This is a genomic window from Alkalihalophilus pseudofirmus, assembly GCF_029094545.1.
GTDB classification, from domain to species: Bacteria; Bacillota; Bacilli; order Bacillales; family Bacillaceae_D; genus Alkalihalophilus; species Alkalihalophilus pseudofirmus.
In genome coordinates, this window is record NZ_CP117835.1 from 1138457 (window position 1) to 1162789 (window position 24333).

The following is a 24333-nucleotide window of genomic DNA, read 5'->3' on the forward strand; positions in this document are numbered from 1 at the left end:
GGTGATGCTTAATATGAGTGGTCGAATACCCGAAGAGTTAATTGAACAGATTCGCAAATCTACTGATATTGTAGAGGTTATCAGTGACTATGTTCAACTCAAGAAGCAAGGCCGTCAATATATAGGCTTATGTCCTTTTCATGGTGAGAAGTCACCATCATTCTCTGTGTCTCAAGATAAACAACTCTACCATTGTTTTGGCTGCGGGGCAGGCGGAAACGTTTTTTCCTTTTTGATGGAACATGAGGGGTATACTTTTGTAGATGCTGCAAAAGACCTGGCAGGAAGAGCAAATATTGATCTTCCCGTTCAAAGTCAAGGGGAAACAAACCGTCATTCGCCTACAAAAATGATGATCGATGGTCACGAGCTTGCATCTAAACTGTACCACCATGTTCTTACATTAACAGAAGAAGGTGCAGGCGGCAGAGAATATGCTAAAACAAGAAAATTCACAAAAGAACAGCTTGAACACTTTCAAATAGGCTTTGCCCCAAACAGGTGGGATTCTCTTAAAATCATCTTAGATAAGAGAGGCTTTTCACTTGAGATGATGGCTAAAGCTGGATTGCTTGGAATTAGGGAATCTGATAACGGTTATTATGATAGATTTAGAAATCGGCTCATGTTTCCGATATGGGATAACCAAGGAAAAGTCATTGCGTTTGGCGGCAGGAGTATTGGTTCGGATAAGCCCAAATACTTAAATAGTGCGGAAACCCCTATTTTCCACAAAAGCAATACGTTGTATGCCCTTCATTTAGCGAGACCTTACATTCGTAAGGAAAATGCTGCCATCCTTTTTGAAGGGTATGTGGATGTAGTAGCAGCGTGGGGGGCAGGTATAACTAATGGAGTAGCGACACTTGGAACCTCTTTAACTCAAGAGCAGGCCAAAGTATTACGCCGTAATGCAGAAAATATAACCATTTGTTATGACTCTGACCGAGCCGGGGTTGATGCTGCATTCAGGTCAGCTACAATTCTTGAAGAAGCAGGCTGTCACGTGAAAATTGCACTGATGCCTGAAGGACTTGATCCCGATGACTTCATCCGAGAATTTGGAGCAGAGCGCTTTAAAACGGATGTAATAGGGGCAAGCTTATCATTAATGGCATTTAAGATGCGGTTTTTAAGAAAAGGAAGAAATCTGCAGGATGAAGGAGAACGTCTGCGCTATATCGAAGAGGTTCTTCGGGAGATTTCGTCTTTGAAGAGGGCTGTAGAACGAGATCACTATTTAAGGCAGCTTGCAGATGAATTTTCTCTTTCTTTAGAAGCATTAAAACAAGAGCAGTTTCAACTTTATCGTGCAAAAAAACAGCAGCAGGCAGGAAAAAGTGAACAGCCGATTAAACGGCATGCGACAAAAGCTCTTAATCAAAAAAAACTTCTCCCTGCATACAAAAATGCAGAAAGGCTGCTTCTTGCTCATATGATGCGGGATATAGAAATTGCAGAACAAGTGCAGGAGCGGATTGGCGGAGCGTTTAACGTTGATGAGCATCATGCCATTGCAGCTTATCTTTTTGCCTATTACGGTGAAGGTAATGAAGCTGACCCGAGTCAATTTGTGAATCGTCTAGAAGATCCAGATCTTATGAGGGTTGCCTCAGAGCTTGCTATGTTGTCGGTTAATGAAGAATGTTCGGAACAAGAGTTAATCGATTATATGAAACAGATTGAAAATTACCCAAAGTGGGTAGATATACAACAGAAAGAAATACTTATGAAGCAGGAACATGATCCCGTTGCAGCTGCAAAGTTAAAAATGGAGATTATTCAAATGAAAAAACAACTTCATTAACTCGTTGTAATGAGGATTATGCCTAATGGGTTGTGAACAATGGAAGGAGGGGATCGAATGGCAGAGAAACCATTACGCCCGCTAGCGGAAGGTGAATTGTCCATCGATCAAGTAAAAGAACAATTAGTTGAGGTAGGGAAAAAGAGAGGGGTCTTAACCTATACAGAAATTACAGAGAAATTAGCTGTATTTGACCAAGATTCTGATCAAATGGATGAATTCTTCGAATACCTTGGAGAGCAAGGTGTAGAGATCCTGAATGAGTCTGATGATGTTCCTAATCTTCAGCAAGCGGCAAAAGAAGAAGAAGAGTTTGATTTAAATGATTTGAGTGTACCCCCGGGTATTAAAATAAATGACCCTGTACGTATGTACTTAAAAGAAATTGGTCGTGTTCCCCTTCTTTCTGCTCAAGAAGAAATTGAGCTGGCAAAACGTATTGAGCAAGGAGACGAAGAGGCGAAGCGTCGTCTAGCAGAAGCTAACTTACGTCTTGTTGTATCGATTGCTAAACGTTACGTAGGGCGTGGAATGCTGTTCCTTGACTTAATTCAAGAAGGAAATATGGGATTAATTAAGGCTGTTGAGAAGTTCGATTATGAGAAAGGATACAAGTTCAGTACGTATGCTACTTGGTGGATTCGTCAAGCTATCACACGTGCGATTGCTGACCAAGCAAGAACCATTCGTATCCCAGTACACATGGTTGAAACGATTAATAAGTTAATCCGTGTTCAACGTCAATTACTGCAAGATTTTGGCCGCGAACCAACACCTGAAGAAGTAGCTGAAGAGATGGAGCTTACGCCTGAGAAAGTACGTGAGATCCTGAAAATCGCTCAAGAGCCTGTGTCGCTTGAAACACCTATTGGTGAAGAAGATGATTCTCACTTAGGAGATTTCATTGAAGACCAAGAAGCACTTGCACCATCTGATGCTGCTGCTTACGAATTATTAAAAGAACAGCTTGAAGATGTGTTAGATACATTGACTGATCGTGAAGAGAATGTATTACGTCTACGCTTTGGTCTTGACGATGGTCGTACGAGAACATTAGAAGAGGTAGGAAAAGTCTTCGGTGTTACTCGTGAACGTATTCGTCAAATTGAAGCAAAAGCACTTCGTAAACTTCGTCATCCAAGCCGAAGCAAGCGTCTAAAAGACTTCTTAGAATAGAACGGTTACGATGGTTTGCTCGCCTTATGCGGGCGAACCATTTTTTCCATCACGCTGCATATAAGGAGAAACACGATGGATGAAAAAAGAAAAGCGATTATTATAAATGAAATTAAGTACTGGCGCGAATCAAAGCTGCTTCCCTCCCAGTATTGTGATTTCTTATTAACGCTTTATTCAGAAGGAGAGGACCTAGAGACAGCCGACTCAGGAAAGCGCTTCCGAAACATTCGGACAATCTATTCGTTTATTATTGTTCAGCTTTCATTTGTCTTTACTGCTCTTGTCATTTATTTTACTGATTTTTCAAATGGATTGCAAATGCTTATTGGTTTGACTTTTTCGATTATTGTGTTAATTATAGCAAAACGGACTAGGCCAGATGCCTTTTTTCTTAAACAATTTTACTATTTTATAGGGGCTCTGATCCTCTTTTTACTAACGATTGAATGGGTAGTTCACTACAACAGTACTAATAACCTTTTATTATCAGCAACAATCATTTTACATTGCGTTTTTTGGCTCTTTGCAGGGCTGAAATGGAAAATGCGATTTTTTACGATATCTGCTATACTAGGACTAGTAGTGTTAGGAATTTTTTGGCTGGGGCGTTAAAAGAGTGACAAAAAACGCAATTATGCCGACACTACTTTTCACCAGAGACATTTTCGAGTAAAATGGAGAAGGTAATCTTTATCGTCTACATAATTGACGTGAAAGTATTTACATGCAAAGGAGGGTATTAGCATGAAAGGAAGACCACTTTTACCATTTGCGATCATAGCAATTGTCGGGATTGTTGTTATGATTTCGCTTTCATTTATTGGGTTAAACCAGCGTGAAGCGATGCAGGCAGATGAAGAAGGAGAAGAAGAAGTAACTGAAATTGAAGATCCGGTAGCAGCTGGAGAAGAATTAGTGCAAACTTCTTGTATCGGTTGTCACGGTGGCGATTTAAGCGGTGGTGCAGGTCCTGCCCTAACGTCTCTTGAAGGTCAATACACTCAAGAAGAAATTACAGATATTGTTGTTAATGGGATTGGATCAATGCCGTCAGTTAACGATAACGAAGTAGAAGCAGACGCAATTGCACAGTATTTACTATCTATTTCAGAATAACAGGAGAAGCGGGAGTTATGACAACTCTCGCTTTTTTATGCAGTAAAAGCCTTGTCTAGTTGCGAAATGAGGCTAATATCGTTAAGATGAGAGACAGAAAAGATATTGAAATGACAGGTGTGTTTAAAAATGAATGATAGACAATTGTCCAAACGATTACAACGAGTGGCGGCTTACGTCCCTAAGGGCTCAAAAACAGCTGATATTGGCTCTGATCATGCCTATCTTCCATGCTATTTATGTCTAGAAGACCAAACGGCAAAAGCAATTGCTGGAGAGGTCAATGAAGGGCCGTATTTGTCGGCTGTTTCACAGGTGAGACAATCTGGGTTAACAGACAGAATTTCCGTGCGTATGGGAAATGGTTTAGAAGTCATTGAACATGCGGACCAAGTGGATGTGATTACGATTGCAGGAATGGGTGGAGCTTTAATCACTTCGATCTTAGAGGAAGGTAAAGGCAAATTAAGAGAGGTAGACAGGCTTATCCTGCAGCCTAATGTTTCTGCCGTTACAATTAGAGAGTGGCTTGATAGGGAAGGATGGAGTCTTACTTCTGAAGAAATTATTGAAGAAGACCACAAGATCTATGAGATTTTAGTAGCTGACCGCGGTGAAAATGTAATGTTGTATGAAGAAGATCGCAAAAAAAAGATGCTGCTTGGACCTTATTTAATAAATGAAATGAATGAAGCATTTCAAAAGAAATGGACCTATGAAATGAAAAATTGGGAGAGAATTTTAACCCAATTTGAGAGAGCAACAGAAACGCCAGAATTGAGCGCGAAGAAAGATGAGTTGAAACACAAGATTGAGATGGTACAGGAGGTATTGAGATGACTAAACTTGTAAATGGTCAAGCACTTATTCAACATTTTGAGAGCTGGTCACCTAAATCCTATGCTGTAGAAGGCGACCGTAATGGTGTCATGATTGGCACGTTAAATAAGCCGATAAAAAAAGTAATGGTAGCTCTTGATGTGTTAGAAGAGGTCATTGATGAAGCAGTTAGAGAAAATGTAGACCTAATTGTGGCGCACCACCCGCTGCTGTTCCGTCCTTTAAAGAAAATTGATACAAACACCGCGCACGGACGAATAGTAGAAAAGGCGATTAAACATGACATTACTATTTATGCCGCCCATACCAATCTTGATATTGCTAAAGGCGGAGTGAATGATATGATGGCTGATGCGCTGGGCCTTAGTCACACAGAAGTGCTCTCTCCAACACAGACAACAGCATTAAAAAAGGTTGTTGTATTTGTACCGGAAACTCATGCAGCTGCTGTGCGTGAGGCATTGGGGCAGGCTGGAGCAGGCCATATCGGCAATTATAGTCACTGTACATTCAATTCAAATGGTATAGGTACATTTTTACCTGGTGAGGGAACAAATCCTCATATTGGAGAAGCTCATACACTTGAGAGGGTGGAAGAGATAAAGGTAGAGACTATTATCCCTGCCCATCTTCAAAATCGTGTAATACAAGCACTTATGAAAGCTCACCCTTATGAAGAGCCTGCCTACGATATTTACCCGTTAGAGAATAAAGGGGAAACACTAGGTCTTGGACGAATCGGACAGCTTCCTGAAGAAATGACGTTGCGTGATTTTGCTGAGCATGTAAAACAGGCTTTTGATGTAGAAGGAGCAAGAGTTGTTGGTGATCTATCGGCAAAAGTGAAAAAAGTAGCTGTGCTTGGCGGCGACGGAAATAAGTATATGATGCAAGCGAAATTTAAAGGTGCTGATGTGATGGTTACAGGAGATGTTTATTATCATGTTGCGCATGATGTGATGATGGAAGGGCTGCATATCGTAGACCCGGGTCATAACGTTGAAAAGATAATGAAAGAGGGCGTGAAGCGCTTCTTTGAAGAGTTTATGCAAAATAAAGGCTATACCACAGAAGTTATTGCCTCAAAGCCAAATACAGATCCATTCCAATTTGTTTAATCATATCGATCTTAATCAATAGGACATAAAAAATCCGTCACAACACTGTGACGGATTTTTACTATTTCTTCGCTTTAACCTTAGGAAGAATTTTCTGCAAGGCTACTTTACGTTCTAATGTCCATGTAGATTCATCTTCAGGGTCGTAGTTTTCAAGAAATGTAATGACCTCTTTAGTAATAGGTGTCGGAGTTGAAGCTCCTGAGGTTACACCTACGAGATTTACACCTTTAAGCCATTCAAGCTGAAGCTCAGAGATGTCACCGATGCGATATGCTTTAGTTCCGGCAATCTGTTCAGATACTTGAGCCAAACGATTAGAGTTATTACTCTTAGGGTCACCGACTACAATGACAAGGTCACATTCCTTTGCTTGTTCAGCTACAGCTTCTTGTCTCACTTGCGTAGCTAAGCAAATTTCATTATGAACTTCAGCAGAAGGATAAATCTCCATCGCTTTTTTCATAATGTCAGATACATCCCATTGGCTCATTGTTGTTTGATTCGTAATAATGAGTTTATCTGTTCCTGCTTTAAGGTTAGAAACATCTTCTACAGATTCAACGAGATGCACAGCTTCCGGAGCTACCCCAATTGCTCCTTCAGGTTCAGGATGCCCCTTTTTGCCGACGTAGATGAACTCATATCCTTCAGCAGCTTTTTCGCGGATAAGGTCATGTGTACGCGTCACATCCGGGCATGTAGCATCGACTACAGTTAACCCTTTTTCCTTTGCGAGCTTGCGAACTTCAGGGGATACACCGTGAGCCGTAAAAATAACGGTCCCTTTTTCTACTTGCTTTAAGATCTCAACACGGTTTGGACCATCTAAAGAAAAAATCCCATCTTCTTCAAATGCTTCTGTTACATGCTGATTGTGGACAATCATACCAAGAATATAGATCGGTCTTGGCAAGTCCAAGTTTTGTGCTGCTTGTCTAGCTAATACCATCGCATCTACTACACCGTAACAGTATCCGCGAGGTGAAATTTTCATCACATTCATGACAGGCCTCCTAAAATGAGAGCTCCTGTCCTCACATATGGAGAACAGGATTGTCGATTCGTCATATATTATAAAGGAGAAAAATAGATGTGACAATCATTTCGCTTAGTTAAGCTCAAGTAGGGCACTATCTATAAATTCATACGCTTGTTCTTCGGTCATATCATTCATTAGTACAAGCTCACTAGCTATCATCTGGCGAGCTTTTTGCAGATGGTTACGATCTTGAATATGCAGTCCATTTGCTCGTTCTGATTGTTTTTTTGAAAGGGATGAAATCAGGTGAGCCGCGTCAATAATATTGCCGCTTTTAAGCAGGTTTTCAGTTTCACGTGAGAAATGACTAGTAGATGGTGGTGTTTCAGGTCCGTTTTGAAGGGCTTCCACTAAAACTTCTAGTTCTTGCTGATCAATAACTTTTCGAAGTCCCGATTGATCAATACGGTTTTCAGGCAGCATCAGTTTGACATCAACGAGCGGGAAGTGAAGGATATAATAGGAATGAGTTTCACCTAAAACGTCTTTCTCTTCAATATCTTGAATCGTACCAGCACCGTGATATGGGTATACGACGTGATCACCAACTTTAAACATGAGCATTCCTCCATTCGAGTAATACTAATAGTATAACACAAAATGAGGTAAATTTAAAATTTTACTATCACCAGCAGAATGTTGTCAACAAAAAAATGCTGTCATTAGATATAAAGTTTGGGAGCAGGCAAGCCTTGAGCAGTGTGATTGATTGGTCTTGGCCTTCTGACCCTTTTAATTGAAGCTGTGGTTACATTTGGACCAGAAGAATTTACTGGCAGGGTTCCTGCTGTTTGTGCTGTAGAGGGAATCGTTTGAGGGGCGATGTTTGTTGGTACGCCTGCTGCTTGCGGGGCAGCTGTACTAGGCGTATCATTGCTCCTCATGATTCTCCATATGGCTGGCATATTTCTTATTAAAGGTCCGTATTGCTGAACCATAGGCACGACCTGTTGTGTTAATCCGAGGACGCGTTGAGTATTTTGCAGAATCGTTGTAAAGTTCATCGTTCCGCTTGCCCCTGCAGCTGCCCGGCCGATCCCTCCTGCTCCTCCGAGCGCTTGTGTAGCACTTCCGCCAAATAATCTAGCTAATAATCCACCTCCGCGCCCTGCAGCAGATAAGCCTCCTATTCCTCTGGCAATACCGCCTGCCTGAGGTGCATAAGGAGCAAATGAGCTGGCTGCTCCACTGAGCATGGGGGCTTGCTGCATAAAGTTCGCTGCTGAATACATCGCTGGCTGCAAGGGAACCGGACCAAGGGGTGGCCCCATAAAACGTTGCATAATAATGCCTCCTTTCACGTACATTCAATCTCCTTATAAATAGGTATATGCCGCCAGAGGAAAAAAGGTGAAATAAAGGATATGATAAAAGTAAAGTAGCAACAATACTATAAACTGTGATAAAATGAACTATTGCATTGAACGTTTACAGAAATGAAATCATTATGATTTAGTACAATGAATGAAGGACAATGACATTAAATAGACTAACAAATGAGCATACGATTAAATCGGACGAGCATTACTAGTCTCGGATAAGGGTGAGAATGATTATGGAAGCAAGCAATTTTAAAAGATTCGAATTAAAACCATTTCTAATAGAGGCGTTATCAGGACAACGTTTTTCATTACCAACGGAAATTCAAGAGCGACTAATCCCTGCGATTAAAAATGGCAAAGATGTCATCGGTCAATCACAAACAGGGACAGGGAAAACACTATCCTTCTTACTGCCGATCTTGGATAAAATAGATCCAGCGAAAGAAGAGGTACAAGCAATTATCACAGCACCGACTAGGGAGCTGGCATCTCAATTATTTGATGAATTAAAGAAATTATTAGAACATTGCCCAGAAGAAGAAATGATTCATGCGAAGTTATTAGTTGGCGGAACCGACCGAAACCGTGCGATTGAAGGATTAAAGACTCAGCCGCATATTGTAGTAGGAACGGCTGGACGTATCGGGGACTTAATGGATGACAAAGCATTGCTTGTTTATACAGCGGCTATGCTTGTTGTTGATGAGGCTGATCAAATGCTTGATATGGGTTTTATTGCCGATGTGGATAAAGTAGCATCACGTATGGCAGAAGACCTTCAAATGATGATATTCTCAGCAACGATCCCAGAGAAGCTTCAGCCATTTTTGAAGAAGTACATGAATGATCCGCGTCATGTTCAAGTTGAGCCAAAGCATGTTACGGCTTCAAAAATTGAGCATCGAATTGTGCCTCTTCGCAACCGTGATAAATTAACATTCACAGTAGAACTTGCAAAGTCTATTAATCCGTACTTTGCTATTGTATTTACAAATACAAAAGAGCAGGCAGATGAAGTAACTGCTGCAATGCAAGAAGCAGGATTGAATGTGGAGTGTTTACACGGAGGTCTACAGCCGCGCCAACGTAAACAGATTATGAAGCAAGTGAAAGAAGTGAAAATGCAATATCTTGTCGCAACAGACCTTGCTGCACGTGGAATTGATGTAAAAGGTGTTACTCATATTATCAATTTTGGTCTGCCTAAAGACTTAGACTTTTATGTACATCGTGTAGGTCGTACAGCACGCGCAGGAGCGGACGGAGTTGCTTATACGATCTTTGAGCAAAATGATCAGCTTGCGGTAGAAAAGCTGTTAAAGCGCGGGATTACATTTACGTATTATGATTTCAAGCGAGGAGAGTGGCAGAAGCTAGACAAACCACCTCTAGGGGTACCAGGTAAGCGCCCTAAATCAGCATCAGCTAAGCAAGAAACAGTGAAATCTGGTTCATCTAAAGAAGTTGTGAATACCGGCAGTGGAAAAGCAAAAGCAAAGCCTAAAAAAGTAAAGCCTGGCTATAAGAAAAAAGCTCGTTTTAAACAAGCGAAAGAAGCACAAAGAGAGCGTCGCATTTCATCACGCAAAAAGAAATAACGGGGGATTTGGAGAATGACCTTAAAACTTGGTTCACATGTATCAATGAATGGAAAGAAGATGCTTTTAGGAGCTAGTGAAGAAGCAGCATCCTATGATGCAAATACATTTATGATCTATACAGGCGCCCCTCAAAACACGCGTCGTAAACCAATTGAGGACTTAAATATTGAAGCTGGACTCGCTCATATGAAAGAGCATAATATGGTTGATATTGTTGTGCATGCACCTTACATCATCAATATTGCAAATACAACAAAACCAGAGACATTTGAGCTTGGAGTTAATTTCCTGCGATCAGAGATTGAACGCACAGAAGCATTAGGGTCAAAGCAGATTGTTCTGCATCCTGGTGCTCATGTAGGGGCAGGAGCGGAAGCTGGGATAGCTAAGATTATTGAAGGTCTAAATGAAGTGTTAGAAACAAAAAATGATGTTCAAATTGCCTTAGAAACAATGGCAGGTAAAGGAACTGAATGCGGCCGTTCATTTGAAGAATTGGCTGAAATTATAAACGGCGTCACACATAATGAGCGTTTATCAGTATGCTTTGACACGTGTCACACGCATGATGCTGGCTATGATATTGTTGAAGACTTTGATGGTGTACTTGATGAATTTGACCGCATCATTGGGGTAGAACGCTTAAAAGTACTTCATATTAATGACAGCAAAAATATCCGCGGGGCTAGAAAAGACCGTCATGAAAATATTGGTTTCGGTCATATTGGTTACAGTGCGCTGCATAAGATTGTACATCATCCGCAGCTTAAAGACGTTCCTAAGATCTTAGAAACACCATTTGTAGGTGAAGATAAGAAGAATAAAAAGCCGCCTTATAAACATGAAATAGACATGCTTAAAGCCGGAGAATTTGACGAACATATCCTAGGTAAAATCATGGAATAAATGATGTAAGATAGAGTAGAGCCGTCCTTATTAGTTTGATTGAAGCTAATAAGAACGGCTCTTTCTTTTTGGAAAAAAGACTCAACCTTAGCGAAAAGACATAAAGTAAGTATGGTTTTTTTTAATTAAAATTATAAAAAATGGCCAAATTGTTGTAGTAATTGCGTTACAATAGAGGAAACATGTGGATCGACTTCTGTTTGTAATTTTTGAATGATTTTATTGACTTGGTCTGCATTACCAACATCAATTTGTTCTTCTCGCAGGACATTTATGACACCTTCTGCTTGTTCTTTTGTAAGTGGAATTTGATATTGCGAACTTAATTGCATTAATTCTCCTGCGGTGAGTGAATTTACCTTTTGATTAACAAGCTGCTGCATAATTGAATTCATCAAAGCACCCCTTTATCATGTGATTAATGCGAATCGAACAAAAGCGAATGAAACAATCTGATTAAATATATGTTCCTAAACCGAAAAATGTGCAGAAAAAAAAGGGGATTTTATCCTTCTTATCGAATATTTAGAAACGTGACCTAAAATGTTGTTAATTTATTCCAACATTAAACCTCTGAATTTCAGAAAATACGTTCTCGTCTATTTGGAAACTAGAACGGTTTTATGCATGCAAAGAAGGAGAGGGGCAAAATGAAAAAGCATCCATTCTACAAACTGGCCCCTAAAGGGAGAAATCATATGTACACTCAACCTAAAACCTCAACGCTACATTCAAATGATCGTAATGAACCTATACTCAATCCAAGTCAACAATCAGAATCAAGGAATTATATCAATGAACTTGGAATTCCTTATATAAAGGTGAACCCCTATACAGATATTATTGATTGGAATTATTTATTTATAGAGCTTACTGATATGCGCTCAACGTATTTGAACGGTTCTTCTCTCGAGGAATTATCTACTCACGATGATTTAATGTCCTTATCCTTTCAGCTTGTAGTGAAGGTACTTGAAAATAAGGAGGGGGCTGAAGCCGATTTTGAAGAAGGAGAGATGCTTGTTCGAGTGCGAGCATTATCACCTTGTGAAAATGGTGATGTCTATCTGACCTTTGAAGATAGATCACTTCAAAAGCAGTTTGAGCACCTTTTAACTTTCCACCACCAAATGGAAGCCGTATCTCATATTGCGGCAGGAGTTGCGCATGAACTCCGGAATCCGTTATCAGTTATAAAAGGGTTCATGCAATTAGCAAAATTGACGGGTGATCACGAGAAGTATTACGATACCGTTATTTCTGAATTAAATAGAATGAATAGTATTATAGAAGACTTTTTGTCTGTTTCTAGAAAGAAAATTGATCGAAAAAAACAATCGCCGGCTCATATTATGGAATCTTTAATTGAGATTATGAAAGCGGAATGTTTGCTTCACGATGTTGAATTAACCCTGAACATTGAAGAAGCTGACAGGCATGTCTATGCAAATGAATCAATGGTAAAGCAGGTCATGTTGAACTTATTGCGCAATTCGATTGAAGCCTACGGCGGGTCAAATACCGCAAGAAAGTTTAGTATTCATGCCGCAGCATGTGACTCGGTCTATCGAGTCATTATTAGTGATAACGGAAAAGGCATGCCAGATGAAGTGTTAGAACAGCTAGGAAAGCCGTTTTTCACAACAAAAGAAAGCGGAACAGGCATAGGTATTCCCTTATGTAAAAAGATTATTGAAGATCACGGCGGTGAATTTATTATAGAAAGTAAATTAAGTGTAGGTACGACGGTCTCCCTCACCTTACCGTTTATTCCACCTAGCAACTAAGCGCTCCCATTCACTATAGGAGTGCTTTTTTGTGTGTTGAAAAGCAACCTTTACAACTGACGAAATTGTCACTATAATTGTATTCAGGAACAAAAGTTTCCTTAGGTAAACTTTTGTTCCTTAAACTAATCTGCACATTTAGTGATAAGTGACCATATACTTAAGAAAGAATAGAATAACGGGTTATGTAGGTATGTTGCTATAGGAGGGGGAGCGGAGATGAAAGAAGTTATAGAAGTAAGTAATCTTTCGGTATATTACGAGAACAATGAAGCGATAAAAAATATAAGTTTTAAAGCAGGTCAGGGCCAGTTAATTGGAATTGTAGGACCGAATGGTGCGGGTAAATCCACTCTCATGAAAGCTGTACTTGGGCTAGAGAAGTATAGAGGGAATGTATCTATTCTAGGTAAGAGAGTACAAGAGGTCAGAAAACAAATTTCTTATGTGCCGCAGCGTAATCAAATTGACTGGGACTTCCCTGTGCTTGTCGAAGATGTGGTCATGATGGGACGTGCAGCACATATTGCATGGTATAAGCGGCCGGGAAAAAGGGATAAAGAAATCGTTCAAGAGTGTCTAGATAAAGTCGGTATGACTAAATTCTCGAAGCGGCAAATAGGAGAACTATCAGGTGGACAGCAGCAAAGAGTATTTATTGCTCGTTCACTTGCTCAACAAGCTGATATTTTCTTTTTAGATGAACCTTTTGTTGGAATTGATGTGACGAGTGAGGAAATTATTATTGATCTTTTAAGAGAGTTAAAACGACAACAGAAGACGGTATTTGTGGTACACCATGACTTAAGCAAGGTGCAGGATTATTTTGATCAGCTGCTGCTTATTAACAAGGAATTAATTCAATTTGGTGCAGTAGAGAAAGTCTACACTCCAGAGATTCTTCAACAGACCTATAAGGGCAGTCTTGCCTTATTTGGTACAGATGATCATAAGATGGTGGTGACTCCTCAATGACTAATATCTCTTTTTTCATTGACCAAGTGATGCGCTATCCATATTTGCAGCAAGCATTGTTAGCAGCTGTTCTTGTAGGAATTATTTGCGGTGTGATTGGCTGTTTTATTATCTTAAGGGGCATGGCTCTTATGGGAGATGCCATTTCTCATGCAGTACTTCCAGGTGTGGTGGTTTCCTATATGATAGGCATTAATTTTTTCTTCGGTGCTGTATTGACCGGTGTGTTAACAGCTCTTGCAATCGGCTATGTTTCACAGAACAGCCGGATCAAAGATGATTCTGCGATAGGGATTCTTTTTACGGCCGCTTTTGCCCTTGGTATTGTCATGATCACAGGCTTAAGAGGAACTGGTATTGATTTATGGCACATCTTATTTGGTAATGTTCTGGCAGTATCCCGAACAGATTTATGGGTAACCGCCGGAATTGGATTTTTTGTTATTTTATTAATCGTTATTTTTTACCGTCCATTATTAATCAGTACATTTGATCCTGTCATGGCAAAGGCCACAGGAATTCCAGTACGGTTTATCCATTATTTACTGATGCTGCTGTTGTCTCTAGTAACGGTCGCATCCTTAAAATCAGTAGGGATCGTTTTAGTGGTTGCGATGCTGATTACACCGGGTGCAACGGCTTACTTGCTCACAGACCGGCTGCCGGTGATGCTAAGTCTATCTGCTGTTTTTGGCGTGATTTCAGCTATTGTAGGAATATATTTCTCCGTTATTTATGATGTAGCCAGTGGTGCATCGATTGTATTAGCTGCTTCTGTTTTGTTTGGATTAGCCTTTTTCTTTGCTCCAAAGCAAGGGATTGTAACGAAGTATATTAAACAGAGAAGGTATAAAGAAGCAAGTCGAGCTTCGTAATAAGTCGAGCTTCATATTAAATCGAACTTCATATTTAAATGAGCTTCATACATGTAGACTCCTAATCATTGATTACACTTCATTAATGATTAGGAGTCTTTATTATGCAATGCTTACCAATTGATCTGAAATCATTTCCTGTGCTTCTAAATATCTTCCTGCAAAAAAGTTGAGAAATCAAGCATGAGTGAAGAAATGGACTCAAACTATATGGGAATAACGTCGCTGTATCAGGAGAAGCGGTTTAAGACAGGCATTTCTCAAATTAACCTCTTTTATCAAAGTTGTCTTAGAAGCTATAATTCTGTAGGATTAAAAGCACTGCAGAGCAAGCAGGACAAATGCAGGATGAAGATTTTAGTAAATTTATTTAATTAAAACATAGAGGAGATACAGGATGAAAAAACAATATTTTTGGTTACTTGCTGTACTAACTCTTGCTATAGGTGTAGGGTACTATTTTTATCAAACGATTCAGCTGCAAGAAGCTGTAGAAAAATCTGAAGAAAAAATTGAAGAGCTTCAAACAGCTGTTGAAGTGAAAGAAATGGAACTATACTATGCCGGAGAAGGTAGTAAGCTAGAGAAGGACACTGGTTATGATTCATGGATGAGGTCTGTGCAGTTAGCAGAAGATCTATATGAAGATAGTGAAGGGCGATTCAAGAAAGAATGGGGAATTTTCTTAGGAGAAATAGCTGAACAGCATGATATAGACCCTCTTATTGTCTATGAAATGTTACGCACCGAAACGGGTGGTAAGTTTGATCCGACTTTAGTTGGTCCAGAAACACGTTATGGACATGCTTACGGTATGGCGCAGTTTATGAAAAATACGGCTCCTTGGATTGCTGAAAAAGCTGGGCTTGAATATTCTGATGAACTTTTATATGATCCCATTTATTCCATTGAGCTGGCTATTGAGTATTTAGGCTTTTTGTACGATCGCTATGAAGACTGGGATCACGCTTTAACAGCTTATCATCGCGGGATGTATGGCCTTGAGAAATACATTGATGAAAACGGACATGCTGCAAGCTGGTATGCAGTAGAAATTCAAGAAAATGCTGAGTCGCTTGAAGGCTTTGCATATTTAAATCAGAGGTAACACTAAAGGCAGTCATCTCATAAAGACGTGGTTGCTACAAAAATAAGAGGAACACTCGCACATGAGTGTTCCTTTTTTTTATTCATCGAAGGTTTCTGCATGTTTAAGAGCTTCTTCATAGAACGTAAGCTGTGATTGAATAAATGCTTCATCTTCTTTCTTTTTAACGTAATGATAGGTTCCTTTTTTCGTTTGCTCGCGGGCTTTTGTATTATCGAGCAAGGTGAGATTCAGGATCTCTTTGATTCGCTTTTTTATCGGCGGTGATAGAATTGGAAAAAGGATCTCAATTCGCTTTTCCATATTTCTAGTCATCCAATCAGCAGAGGAAAGGTATACTTTATTTTCGCCATTATGGTGGAAATAAAAAATTCTGCTATGTTCTAAAAAGCGATCCACGATACTTCTAACTCTAATGTTTTCGCTCACATTTTTAATTCCAGGCCGTAAACAGCATATTCCTCGAACGATTAAATCAATTTTCACTCCGGCATTTGACGCCTCATACAGCTTCAAAATAATCGGTTTATCTGTAAGAGAATTCATCTTCGCAATGATACGACCGTTTCCAAACTTCTTCTGGCAGGTTATTTCTTGATCAATCAAACGGAGAAACGAATCACGAATTTCAAACGGGGCAGTAGATAGATGGTGCCATTCAGGCTTTTCACGATAGCCGCTTAAATAATTAAAAAAATTTGTCGCGTCTATCCCCGTTTTTTCATTCGCTGTTAAAAGACCCATATCTGTATAAAGCTTGGCAGTTGAATCATTATAATTGCCTGTTCCTAAATGAACGAAGCGCTGAATTTCATTTTTCTCGTGCCTTACGACTAGAGTTATTTTACTGTGTGTCTTTAAGGATGTAATTCCATAGATCACATGGACGCCGGCTTTCTCTAACTTTTTAGCCCATTGTATATTGTTCTCTTCATCGAATCGCGCTTTTAATTCAACAAGAACGGTTACCTGCTTACCGTTCTCAGCTGCTCTTTCTAAAGCTTGAATAATAGGTGAATCTCCGCTGACGCGATAAAGCGTTTGTTTAATGGCAAGTACATTTGGATCATCTGCAGCTTGAGCAATAAAGTCAATTACCGGTTGAAATGATTCGTATGGATGATGGAGAAAAATATCCCTCTTTCTGATTGCCTCAAATATATTTTCTTCTCCTATTAAGTCAGCTGGAGGCTGCGGGATCAGTGTTTCATTAGCCAAATGTTCATGTTCGTGAGCTAGTTGTTTATAGAACTTAAATAAAAACGCAAGATCAAGAGGCCCCTTAAATGAGTACACGTCCCCTTTGTGTACTTCAAGAACATCTAGTAATAGATTTAAAATCGTTGGGTGCATCGTTCCATCTTGGATCTCAAGGCGAACCGCTGCTCCCCATTTACGTTTTTTAAGTTCTTTTTCAATTTCACGGAGTAAATCCCGGGCTCCTTCTTCGTGAATAGTCATATCCGCATTACGAGTAATGCGAAATGGTGAAACGGAGACAACCTCATAACCAAGAAATAACTCTCCGATAAAATAGCTGATGACATCTTCAAGCATAATAAAAGTTTCTTTTTTGGTAGAAGAAGGGAGGCTGATCACTCGATTTAAGACAGATGGTACTTGAACGATTGCGAGCTGGTTGGTCTTTGACTCCTCATTTTTTAATAGGACAGCTAAATTTAAGGATTTGTTTAATAGCATCGGAAATGGTCTGTACGCATCAATAGCCATAGGCGTAAGAACAGGATAAATATAATGTTGAAATCGTTTGTTCAGATAATCGAGCTGACTCGCGTCTAATTCACTTACATTTAGAAACTGAAATCCCTCGTGATAAAGCATAGGAACAAGAGTCTCAGTAAACACACTATCTTGAAGCTTCACCAGCCGATGATTCACAGCAGAGATTTCTTTTAATTGCTGCTTTGGTGTGAGCCCTGCTTTATTTTCAGGACGGTTAAATCCAGCTTTCACTTGATCTTTTAGGCCTGCTACACGAACCATAAAAAATTCATCTAAGTTAGAACTAAAGATGGCCAGGAATTTAAGGCGCTCGAGTAATGGATTTCGTTCGTCGATCGCCTCTTCAAGAACACGCTCGTTAAAAGCGAGCCAGCTTAATTCACGGTTATTATAGTAATTAGGATTATTTAAATTAATCTCTTTACGAGGGGTCAACTCTTTTGGCATAAGCGTCACCCTTTCTGTGAATAGGATGTTGGATCGTTCTGCACTGTCCTCTTACAGTTTATCAGCTGAATGTAAATAGTATGTTAAGATTAGCCGTGTCTAAAGCTCAAAGGGTACAAATTCGAGCTTAATATTCTCATTAATTACACGTTCAAGATGTTTCTTATGCTTAAGGGCATATTCCTGCTCAAATGAACAATCATGTTTGTAATAAATGGTCAACTCATAAGACGAGCTGTCTTTTTTCAGCTCACCTAATTCACATATTAAGTGACGGCCTGTTTTGTTTAGACTGTATGCCAGCTTCATTAATGACCCTAAAAACTCATAGCTCTTTAATTGTTTTTTTGTTACAAGTTTTTTGTATGGATGAGTGTACCGTGTGAGTGCTGACTTAGATTTAAAAGAGGAAATACAGGCAGTTGCCAAACGCTCTTTGTGGCTTAACCCGTCAACCGTCATATTCGTCAACAAATAAAAGGTATTCTGGCTGCTAGCTTCCTTATTAATAAACTCCCCAATATATAATACCTTCGCACTGTATTTCAATAATGTAAGTGCTTCTGATTCTTCAAGATCAACTGGGCAAAAGTCTTTAAAAAGATGATATAGTTTGGATGCTAAAGTAGTGATATACGTAACATGAAATAAATTAATGTCATAATCGTGGCTTAATTGATGAAAGCTCTCCTCTACAACAATTGGAAATCGGTCAGTTTCCATCGGACGAAGCATTTCTTCATACAGCAGTCCATCTCGTAAACCGCGCCGGCTCATTACAAAGGTTTCTGCCTCTGTATACTCTAAAAAAGTAGTAATCGCAATGGCTGCAGGGACGATAATGTCTGCGCGGTCTTTTGACAGGCCATCAAGAGATTGACGCTCGCTAAGAGACAGATGTGATAGGAGTGCTTCGGTATCTTGTAATTCTTCGGCACTCATCTCGTATTGATGTAAGCCGCCAAGAGGGTATTCATGCTGATGTTGATGGACAAGTGATACGTTTCTTGCGCTGCCCCCTATCCCAATCACATGCTGACTTTTGCAATCCTTTAGCCAAGGGAGCTCTCTAAACTGTCCAAGAACATATTCTTTAATTGATTCAAGCTCGTCTTTTGAGGCTTCTTCACCTTTAATAAATTCAGATTGAAGAGTGATCGCTCCAAAAGGAAAACTGTGGTAATGCTTCAACTCTCTGTTTTCAAAGTAAGTCACTTCCGTACTGCCTCCGCCGATATCAATGGTGAATCCAGTTTCAATCGCGGTTGAATTGACAACGGCTAAATAACCATAATACGCTTCTTCATATTCAGACAAGATGCGGATATCTATACCGAGCATATCAGATATTAATTCGACAATTGCCTGCTGATTTTCAGCTTGACGTAAGGCTTGTGTACCTACCGTAGCTATTTGAGCAACCTCGTGAAAATTCATCATTTCCTTAAAGCTTAACAAGATTTCAATTAGACGATTTATACCGGTCTCAGTCAGTTCATCAGCCTCATTAAGGTGAGTGCTTAACCTTGCTACTTTCTTTACATTATGTAACTCTTTAAAGCGGCCTTGCGAATCTAATTCTGTTATAACAAGCCGGATGGAGTTAGAACCAATATCGATAATGGCAAAACGTTTCATATTCATGTATCTCATCCTTTCAGATAGTGACATTAAACACCAAATGCCATTGAATAAGTAAAATTCCTTTAATAAAAACAGAGGATAAAATTGGATTATTTCTATTATATCAGATCGAATCCATACGGACGTCTATCTCTAATCAAGTACACCCGCAGGCAAAAGGGTAGACAGATCTTTATTTTGCTTTATAATGAGAAAAGATTGCTTATAAATCGGAACGGTTCTGACTATTTAATGAACCGATTATGGATAAACTGGTAATAGTACTTTTAAAGTGGGAGGGAGAACAATGCCTGCAACGACACTTACAAAATCAGAGACACAAGTTCAGACGATCGTTGAAATTAAGGATGTGTCTTTCCGTTATGGTAACCGAGTGGTCTTAGAAAATATTACACTTCCTATAAAAAAGGGAGCATTTTTAGGGTTGGTTGGTCCAAATGGTTCCGGAAAATCAACCTTAATTAAAACGATATTAGGGCTGAAAAAACCTCAAAGCGGAGAAGTGTATTTATTTGGGGAGCGTGTAGATAAGTTTAAGAAATGGGATAAGATCGGCTTTGTATCTCAGAAAGCAAACAGTTTTAATTCAGGTTTCCCCGCAACCGTATTTGAAGTTGTTTCTATGGGGTTATACGGAAAAGTAGGCTTATTCCGTTTTCTAAATCGTAATCATAAAGAAAAAGTTCGTCAAGCGATTGAAAGTGTAGGGATGACTGAATATTTGAACCAAAATATAGGAGAGTTGTCAGGTGGGCAGCAGCAGCGCGTATTTATTGCACGTGCACTTGTAAGTGATCCAGAACTTCTCATTCTTGATGAGCCTACAGTCGGGGTAGATGCGAAAAGCGTCAAATCTTTTTATGATATGTTGAGTCATTTAAATCGTGAAAAAGGGATCACCCTTTTAATGGTTACTCATGATATTGGTGCAATGACAGATCATGTTACAAATGTAGCTTGCTTAAATAAAAACTTGCATTTTCATGGCGGACCTAAAGAATTTGAAGAAAATCAAGATCTTTCTGCTATCTACGGCCATGATGTTCATTTGTTGACACATAATCATAGTCATGGAGGTCATTAATCAATGCTTGAGGCGTTTTTTCGGTATGAATTTTTACAGAACGCTTTCTTTACTGGAGTGATGATAGGGCTCTTAGCACCCATGCTAGGTGTTTTTTTGGTTGTTAGAAGATTATCACTGATCGCTGATGCCCTGAGCCATATTACTCTTTCCGGTATTGCAGCGAGTTTGTTGCTCGGAAAGCATGTTGTGTTCTTTCAAGGGCTAAACCCTCTTTACATGGGAATGGTTTTCTCAGTTGGGGGAGCTTTGTTAATCGAGCAATTAAGAAGCGTTTATCAATATTATAAAGAAATTGCTATTCCTATTATTTTATCTGGAGGGATTGGGTTAGGGGTAGTGTTTATTTCGCTTGCAGATGGGTTTAATAATGATTTATTTAATTACCTGTTTGGGAGTGTTATTGCTGTTACTCGTTCTGATTTGTGGACGATTTTAGGTGTGACTATTGTTGTTTTAGTTGTGTTAACACTATTTTATAAGGAATTATTTTTCTTGTCCTTTGATGAAGAACAAGCTGTCGTATCTGGTTTGAACCGGAAGCTGGTTCATTTTATTTTTATTGTCATGGTTGCACTTGTGATCGCTGCATCTATGAGAATTGTTGGAATTTTGCTTGTCTCCTCCTTAATGACTCTTCCGGTGGCCGCTGCTATGCGTTTTGCCAAAGGGTTTAAGCAGATGTTCGTTTATTCGATTTTATTTGGGCAAATCTCTGTCATTGGCGGCTTAATTTTAGCTTATCAGCTAGACTTAGCGCCAGGCGGTACGATCGTTATATTAGCTGTCCTGATTTTAATCGGCTCAATAGCAGTTGATAAGATGATGGGAGGACGCCAGATTAATTGGAAGCGAGCGTATGGGAAGAAATAAAGCTGGGTTATAGCTTCTTTCAGAAATGTAGTGGAATGATGTAGTAATAAATTCAAAACTAAACTCTTCAAACATGGGGTATAGCGGATTCGTCGCTTCTGAACTATACTACGCTTTCCGTGTGGAGCTGGTGAGCTTCTTCGGGCTTGGGCCCTGTGGGATCTCACTCCTGCTCTAGTCCACACAGGAGTCTCCGTATAATTCATCCGCTAGGTTATTTGCTTTATGGATATATTTAGTGGAATGATTTAATTTGGAGTCACTTCATTCATAAATATCATTACTTTTACCTCTGTTTCATTTGAAAAGGTTCCTAATAAGCCATTCTCAATGAGAGGAACCACTTATTAATCTACTCGCTCCGTTGATTGGAGTGGAAAGCGAGTACCTGCAGCAGAAATCAACAAATTCTTTAAGTGGAGACTTTTTCAGTGGTGTTGCAGGGCATTCGATAAAGGTAGGAGATGCATCATGCAGGAATTATTAATGAATTTAACATTTATAGAACGCGGAGTACTGGCAGGAGTTTTGATTGCTCTTATTTGTCCGATTGTGGGTGCTTTTTTGATGGTCAGAAGAGTTTCGATCATTTCTGAATCACTATCTCATATCACCCTAACAGGAATCTCTGCTGGAGTTTTATTAGGATCGACAACGATGATTTTTAGTGATTTAAACCCTATGTATGCAGGACTTATCTTCGCTGTTGCCGGCTCTTTGCTTATTGAAAAGCTGCGTGATCTTTATAAACACTTTCAAGAGCTTGCTATTCCTATTATTTTATCTGCTGGTGTAGGGTTAAGTGCTATTTTTATGAGCCTGTCTCAATCAGGGTATAATGAATGGTATGCGTATTTATTTGGAAGTATTGTTAGTGTAAGCCGCGAAGATTTACAATTTATTATTTATACAGCACTCATTGTGATTGGTATCGTTATTTTATTTTATAAAGAGTTTATTTCCATTTCTTTTGATCAAGAATATGCTACGGTCTCAGGGATCTCAGTTCGTTTTATGAATCAAGTATTCGCGATACTCGTCGCGTTTATTATTGCAATGTCAATGAAGGTTGTAGGGATTTTACTTGTAGGTGCGATGATTGTATTGCCTGTGGCTACAAGCATTCATCTCTCTAAAAGCTTTAAACAAGTGATTGGGTTTGGAATCCTATTTGCTCAGATTGCCATGTTATCTGGAGTCTATTTTTCTTATCAATTTAATATTGCCACTGGCGGGATGATTGTTGTAATGGGTATGTTACAGCTTGTGATCGTAATGGGTGTTAAAAAGATCATCAATGAGTGGCAAAGGAGGGCTAAACGTGAATATTGATCAAGCAATGACGGTATTAAAAAATAAAGGATATAAGCATACAGATAAGCGGGCGGATATGCTGAAGCTTTTTGCAGACCAAAAAAGGTACTTATCGGCAAAAGATGTATTAGAAAGTCTTCAAGATGAGTATCCTGGTTTAAGCTTTGATACCATTTACCGTAACCTTTCGTTGTTTAGTGACTTAAATATATTAGAAGCTACGGAACTTGAAGGAGAAAAACGCTTCCGCTTTAGCTGTGCCACAAGTGAACATCATCATCACCTTATTTGTCTTGATTGTGGTAAAACAAAGCACATTCATAGCTGTCCGATGGATTCACTTGATACAATGTATCCTGATTTTGAAGTGACCGGTCATAAATTTGAGATCTATGGAAAATGTGAGGAGTGCAGATCGTAGCATTGGAATTAAATATAATGAAACACAATGAAGCCCTCGCTTTAAGCGGGGTTTTTTTCATGGGAAGAGCCCCATCAACTTACAGGTTTCTTTATTTGGTTTGTGAAACATGCTAGTAGCAGGAGGGATGCTTAATGGCAAATCCAATTGTAAAATGCAATGTAGCAAACTGTGCGTTTTGGGGAGAAGGGAATCGGTGTCAGGCAGAATCAATCCTAGTGGAGATCGACAGCCATGCAGATAGGAATTATCACATGGAAGCTAGTGATGAGCCTTATGCGGATGCACTGCATCGAGATGCAGCAGATAAAAGCGCTGAAACCTGCTGTCATACATTCCGTCCGAAAAAGTAAGACAAAAAGACGAAACGATGCGTTTCGTCTTTTTGTCATGGAGTTCTTATTAGTTTTCTGCAGTCTCAAGCATCCATTGATCAACCCAATCCTTTGCTTCCTGCCAAGTGTGGGCGCGAATCACATTTTTAGGAGCGCTTAATCGGTTATATGGGGTATCCATTAAAATAACAGGAATATTAAATTCTTCTGCAATCATGACCGCATTATCATGCTTGTCTTCAAAGAAAATATCTAATTTATGTTCTCTGACTGCATCTAATTTATCGTGTTTCCCGACAAGTTCAATGTGATCGAAGGGAACTTGATTAGAGACAAACCAATCCTTTGTAATTTCATCAAGGTGTTGTCTTCTTGCAGTGATATAAATCAAATCATGCTGTCTAGACCAATTATGAAGAATATTTTCAGCATAAGGTGCAAGCTTTGCTTCACTATAAATGGTTCCTTCATGTTTAGTCATCCAGTCCCAAAATTCTTTTTCCGAGATCTTAAGAATAGATGTTAAATCGTATTGTGTAAGGTCGTCTAAAGTGAGTGACTGCTTAAAATGTTTATTTAAGTGTGGAACAAACGTATTAGGATCTGTGACTGTTCCATCTATATCCAATCCAAATCTCTTCTTAGTTGTCATTTGGTTCACCTCATAGCTCAGTATTCGTAAAGATTTATTCAAACTTCTTTATTCTATACCTACCTTACACGAAAGAGGGGAGGGAAGTCTAGATCATTTCCTGCACTTGTAAAGATTAACTCCGATAATTTTACGTGCTGGCGT

Annotated in this window: 24 protein-coding genes; 17 read left to right on the plus strand and 7 right to left on the minus strand. The window is 39.4% G+C overall.

Annotation, left to right across the window (positions count from 1 at the left end):
- Positions 1-13 precede the first annotated feature (13 nt).
- The 6 genes from dnaG to PQ478_RS05890 all read left to right on the plus strand — a co-directional run bounded on the left by dnaG (position 14) and on the right by PQ478_RS05890 (position 6060).
- Entirely contained in the window at positions 14-1807 is a 1794-nt protein-coding gene (gene dnaG, locus PQ478_RS05865; protein WP_289236136.1) for a DNA primase, read from the plus strand.
- 57 nt (positions 1808-1864) lie between these two features.
- On the plus strand, positions 1865-2983 hold the full coding sequence (gene rpoD / locus PQ478_RS05870) for an RNA polymerase sigma factor RpoD (protein WP_012958159.1): 1119 nt from the start codon (positions 1865-1867) through the stop codon (positions 2981-2983).
- A 75-nt stretch (positions 2984-3058) separates the two neighbouring features.
- Complete coding sequence (locus tag PQ478_RS05875; protein WP_289236137.1) at positions 3059-3598, plus strand: hypothetical protein; 540 nt, start codon at positions 3059-3061, stop codon at positions 3596-3598.
- A 132-nt stretch (positions 3599-3730) separates the two neighbouring features.
- Positions 3731-4102 (plus strand): cytochrome c550, encoded by a 372-nt coding sequence (cccA, locus tag PQ478_RS05880; RefSeq protein WP_012958161.1) that lies wholly within the window; start codon positions 3731-3733, stop codon positions 4100-4102.
- Positions 4103-4231: 129 nt separating this feature from the next.
- The gene (locus PQ478_RS05885) at positions 4232-4942 is read left to right on the plus strand and encodes a tRNA (adenine(22)-N(1))-methyltransferase (RefSeq protein ID WP_289236138.1); all 711 of its coding nucleotides are present in this window, start codon (positions 4232-4234) and stop codon (positions 4940-4942) included.
- On the plus strand, positions 4939-6060 hold the full coding sequence (locus PQ478_RS05890) for a Nif3-like dinuclear metal center hexameric protein (RefSeq protein ID WP_289236139.1): 1122 nt from the start codon (positions 4939-4941) through the stop codon (positions 6058-6060). Before PQ478_RS05885 ends, PQ478_RS05890 begins: the two co-directional genes overlap by 4 nt.
- A gap of 61 nt (positions 6061-6121) precedes the next feature.
- On the opposite strand, the gene PQ478_RS05895 is transcribed toward PQ478_RS05890, so the two are convergent.
- The 3 genes from PQ478_RS05895 to vrrA form a co-directional block, all read right to left on the minus strand.
- Positions 6122-7066: a 4-hydroxy-3-methylbut-2-enyl diphosphate reductase gene (locus PQ478_RS05895; RefSeq protein WP_289236140.1), complete on the minus strand. Its 945-nt coding sequence runs from the start codon at positions 7064-7066 to the stop codon at positions 6122-6124.
- Positions 7067-7171: 105 nt separating this feature from the next.
- A complete protein-coding gene (locus PQ478_RS05900) occupies positions 7172-7660 on the minus strand; it encodes a CarD family transcriptional regulator (RefSeq protein WP_012958165.1) in 489 nt (162 codons plus the stop codon).
- A gap of 104 nt (positions 7661-7764) precedes the next feature.
- Positions 7765-8385, minus strand: a complete 621-nt coding sequence (gene vrrA / locus PQ478_RS05905; RefSeq protein WP_289236141.1) for a VrrA/YqfQ family protein — start codon at positions 8383-8385, stop codon at positions 7765-7767.
- Between the two features lie 272 nt (positions 8386-8657).
- Between vrrA and PQ478_RS05910 the strand changes: the two genes are divergently transcribed.
- Positions 8658-10022: a DEAD/DEAH box helicase gene (locus tag PQ478_RS05910; RefSeq protein ID WP_289236142.1), complete on the plus strand. Its 1365-nt coding sequence runs from the start codon at positions 8658-8660 to the stop codon at positions 10020-10022.
- A 15-nt stretch (positions 10023-10037) separates the two neighbouring features.
- Positions 10038-10931, plus strand: coding sequence for a deoxyribonuclease IV (locus PQ478_RS05915; protein ID WP_289236143.1), 894 nt, complete (start codon positions 10038-10040; stop codon positions 10929-10931).
- Between the two features lie 131 nt (positions 10932-11062).
- Here PQ478_RS05915 and PQ478_RS05920 read toward each other — a convergent pair whose 3' ends face one another.
- Positions 11063-11326 carry a DUF2624 domain-containing protein gene (locus tag PQ478_RS05920; RefSeq protein WP_012958169.1) on the minus strand — a complete coding sequence of 88 codons (264 nt, stop codon included), beginning with the start codon at positions 11324-11326 and terminating at the stop codon, positions 11063-11065.
- A 255-nt stretch (positions 11327-11581) separates the two neighbouring features.
- On the opposite strand from PQ478_RS05920, the gene PQ478_RS05925 reads away from it, so the two are divergent.
- From PQ478_RS05925 to PQ478_RS05940, 4 genes are all read left to right on the plus strand, one after another.
- On the plus strand, positions 11582-12718 hold the full coding sequence (locus PQ478_RS05925) for a two-component system sensor histidine kinase NtrB (RefSeq protein WP_075683699.1): 1137 nt from the start codon (positions 11582-11584) through the stop codon (positions 12716-12718).
- 219 nt (positions 12719-12937) lie between these two features.
- The gene (locus PQ478_RS05930) at positions 12938-13693 is read left to right on the plus strand and encodes a metal ABC transporter ATP-binding protein (RefSeq protein ID WP_075683700.1); all 756 of its coding nucleotides are present in this window, start codon (positions 12938-12940) and stop codon (positions 13691-13693) included.
- Positions 13690-14568 (plus strand): metal ABC transporter permease, encoded by an 879-nt coding sequence (locus tag PQ478_RS05935; RefSeq protein ID WP_289236144.1) that lies wholly within the window; start codon positions 13690-13692, stop codon positions 14566-14568. Before PQ478_RS05930 ends, PQ478_RS05935 begins: the two co-directional genes overlap by 4 nt.
- A 397-nt stretch (positions 14569-14965) precedes the next feature.
- The gene (locus tag PQ478_RS05940) at positions 14966-15676 is read left to right on the plus strand and encodes a transglycosylase SLT domain-containing protein (protein WP_289236145.1); all 711 of its coding nucleotides are present in this window, start codon (positions 14966-14968) and stop codon (positions 15674-15676) included.
- A 78-nt stretch (positions 15677-15754) separates the two neighbouring features.
- Here the strand turns inward: PQ478_RS05940 and PQ478_RS05945 are convergent, their stop codons facing one another.
- Positions 15755-17866: an RNA degradosome polyphosphate kinase gene (locus PQ478_RS05945; protein ID WP_289236146.1), complete on the minus strand. Its 2112-nt coding sequence runs from the start codon at positions 17864-17866 to the stop codon at positions 15755-15757.
- Between the two features lie 99 nt (positions 17867-17965).
- Positions 17966-19510 (minus strand): exopolyphosphatase, encoded by a 1545-nt coding sequence (gene ppx / locus PQ478_RS05950; RefSeq protein WP_289236147.1) that lies wholly within the window; start codon positions 19508-19510, stop codon positions 17966-17968.
- Positions 19511-19796: 286 nt separating this feature from the next.
- Here ppx and PQ478_RS05955 point away from each other — a divergent pair, with 286 nt between their 5' ends.
- The 5 genes from PQ478_RS05955 to PQ478_RS05975 all read left to right on the plus strand — a co-directional run bounded on the left by PQ478_RS05955 (position 19797) and on the right by PQ478_RS05975 (position 23555).
- Positions 19797-20594, plus strand: a complete 798-nt coding sequence (locus PQ478_RS05955; protein WP_289236148.1) for a metal ABC transporter ATP-binding protein — start codon at positions 19797-19799, stop codon at positions 20592-20594.
- A gap of 3 nt (positions 20595-20597) precedes the next feature.
- On the plus strand, positions 20598-21467 hold the full coding sequence (locus PQ478_RS05960) for a metal ABC transporter permease (protein WP_289236149.1): 870 nt from the start codon (positions 20598-20600) through the stop codon (positions 21465-21467).
- A gap of 471 nt (positions 21468-21938) precedes the next feature.
- On the plus strand, positions 21939-22799 hold the full coding sequence (locus tag PQ478_RS05965) for a metal ABC transporter permease (RefSeq protein ID WP_022626869.1): 861 nt from the start codon (positions 21939-21941) through the stop codon (positions 22797-22799).
- Positions 22789-23202: a Fur family transcriptional regulator gene (locus tag PQ478_RS05970; RefSeq protein ID WP_289236150.1), complete on the plus strand. Its 414-nt coding sequence runs from the start codon at positions 22789-22791 to the stop codon at positions 23200-23202. The genes PQ478_RS05965 and PQ478_RS05970 overlap by 11 nt, the downstream gene beginning before the upstream one ends.
- Before the next feature lie 134 nt (positions 23203-23336).
- A complete protein-coding gene (locus tag PQ478_RS05975) occupies positions 23337-23555 on the plus strand; it encodes a DUF1540 domain-containing protein (RefSeq protein WP_012958180.1) in 219 nt (72 codons plus the stop codon).
- Between the two features lie 49 nt (positions 23556-23604).
- On the opposite strand, the gene PQ478_RS05980 is transcribed toward PQ478_RS05975, so the two are convergent.
- Positions 23605-24189, minus strand: coding sequence for a 5' nucleotidase, NT5C type (locus PQ478_RS05980; RefSeq protein WP_012958181.1), 585 nt, complete (start codon positions 24187-24189; stop codon positions 23605-23607).
- Between the last annotated feature and the right edge of the window lie 144 nt (positions 24190-24333).

Coding starts and splice junctions, on each gene's coding strand:
- dnaG (WP_289236136.1), top strand. CDS start 14: ATGAGTGGTCGAATACCCGAAGAGTTAATTGAACAGATTCGCAAATCT.
- rpoD (WP_012958159.1), top strand. CDS start 1,865: ATGGCAGAGAAACCATTACGCCCGCTAGCGGAAGGTGAATTGTCCATC.
- PQ478_RS05875 (WP_289236137.1), top strand. CDS start 3,059: ATGGATGAAAAAAGAAAAGCGATTATTATAAATGAAATTAAGTACTGG.
- cccA (WP_012958161.1), top strand. CDS start 3,731: ATGAAAGGAAGACCACTTTTACCATTTGCGATCATAGCAATTGTCGGG.
- PQ478_RS05885 (WP_289236138.1), top strand. CDS start 4,232: ATGAATGATAGACAATTGTCCAAACGATTACAACGAGTGGCGGCTTAC.
- PQ478_RS05890 (WP_289236139.1), top strand. CDS start 4,939: ATGACTAAACTTGTAAATGGTCAAGCACTTATTCAACATTTTGAGAGC.
- PQ478_RS05895 (WP_289236140.1), bottom strand. CDS start 7,066: ATGAATGTGATGAAAATTTCACCTCGCGGATACTGTTACGGTGTAGTA.
- PQ478_RS05900 (WP_012958165.1), bottom strand. CDS start 7,660: ATGTTTAAAGTTGGTGATCACGTCGTATACCCATATCACGGTGCTGGT.
- vrrA (WP_289236141.1), bottom strand. CDS start 8,385: ATGCAACGTTTTATGGGGCCACCCCTTGGTCCGGTTCCCTTGCAGCCA.
- PQ478_RS05910 (WP_289236142.1), top strand. CDS start 8,658: ATGGAAGCAAGCAATTTTAAAAGATTCGAATTAAAACCATTTCTAATA.
- PQ478_RS05915 (WP_289236143.1), top strand. CDS start 10,038: ATGACCTTAAAACTTGGTTCACATGTATCAATGAATGGAAAGAAGATG.
- PQ478_RS05920 (WP_012958169.1), bottom strand. CDS start 11,326: ATGAATTCAATTATGCAGCAGCTTGTTAATCAAAAGGTAAATTCACTC.
- PQ478_RS05925 (WP_075683699.1), top strand. CDS start 11,582: ATGAAAAAGCATCCATTCTACAAACTGGCCCCTAAAGGGAGAAATCAT.
- PQ478_RS05930 (WP_075683700.1), top strand. CDS start 12,938: ATGAAAGAAGTTATAGAAGTAAGTAATCTTTCGGTATATTACGAGAAC.
- PQ478_RS05935 (WP_289236144.1), top strand. CDS start 13,690: ATGACTAATATCTCTTTTTTCATTGACCAAGTGATGCGCTATCCATAT.
- PQ478_RS05940 (WP_289236145.1), top strand. CDS start 14,966: ATGAAAAAACAATATTTTTGGTTACTTGCTGTACTAACTCTTGCTATA.
- PQ478_RS05945 (WP_289236146.1), bottom strand. CDS start 17,866: ATGCCAAAAGAGTTGACCCCTCGTAAAGAGATTAATTTAAATAATCCT.
- ppx (WP_289236147.1), bottom strand. CDS start 19,510: ATGAATATGAAACGTTTTGCCATTATCGATATTGGTTCTAACTCCATC.
- PQ478_RS05955 (WP_289236148.1), top strand. CDS start 19,797: ATGCCTGCAACGACACTTACAAAATCAGAGACACAAGTTCAGACGATC.
- PQ478_RS05960 (WP_289236149.1), top strand. CDS start 20,598: ATGCTTGAGGCGTTTTTTCGGTATGAATTTTTACAGAACGCTTTCTTT.
- PQ478_RS05965 (WP_022626869.1), top strand. CDS start 21,939: ATGCAGGAATTATTAATGAATTTAACATTTATAGAACGCGGAGTACTG.
- PQ478_RS05975 (WP_012958180.1), top strand. CDS start 23,337: ATGGCAAATCCAATTGTAAAATGCAATGTAGCAAACTGTGCGTTTTGG.
- PQ478_RS05980 (WP_012958181.1), bottom strand. CDS start 24,189: ATGACAACTAAGAAGAGATTTGGATTGGATATAGATGGAACAGTCACA.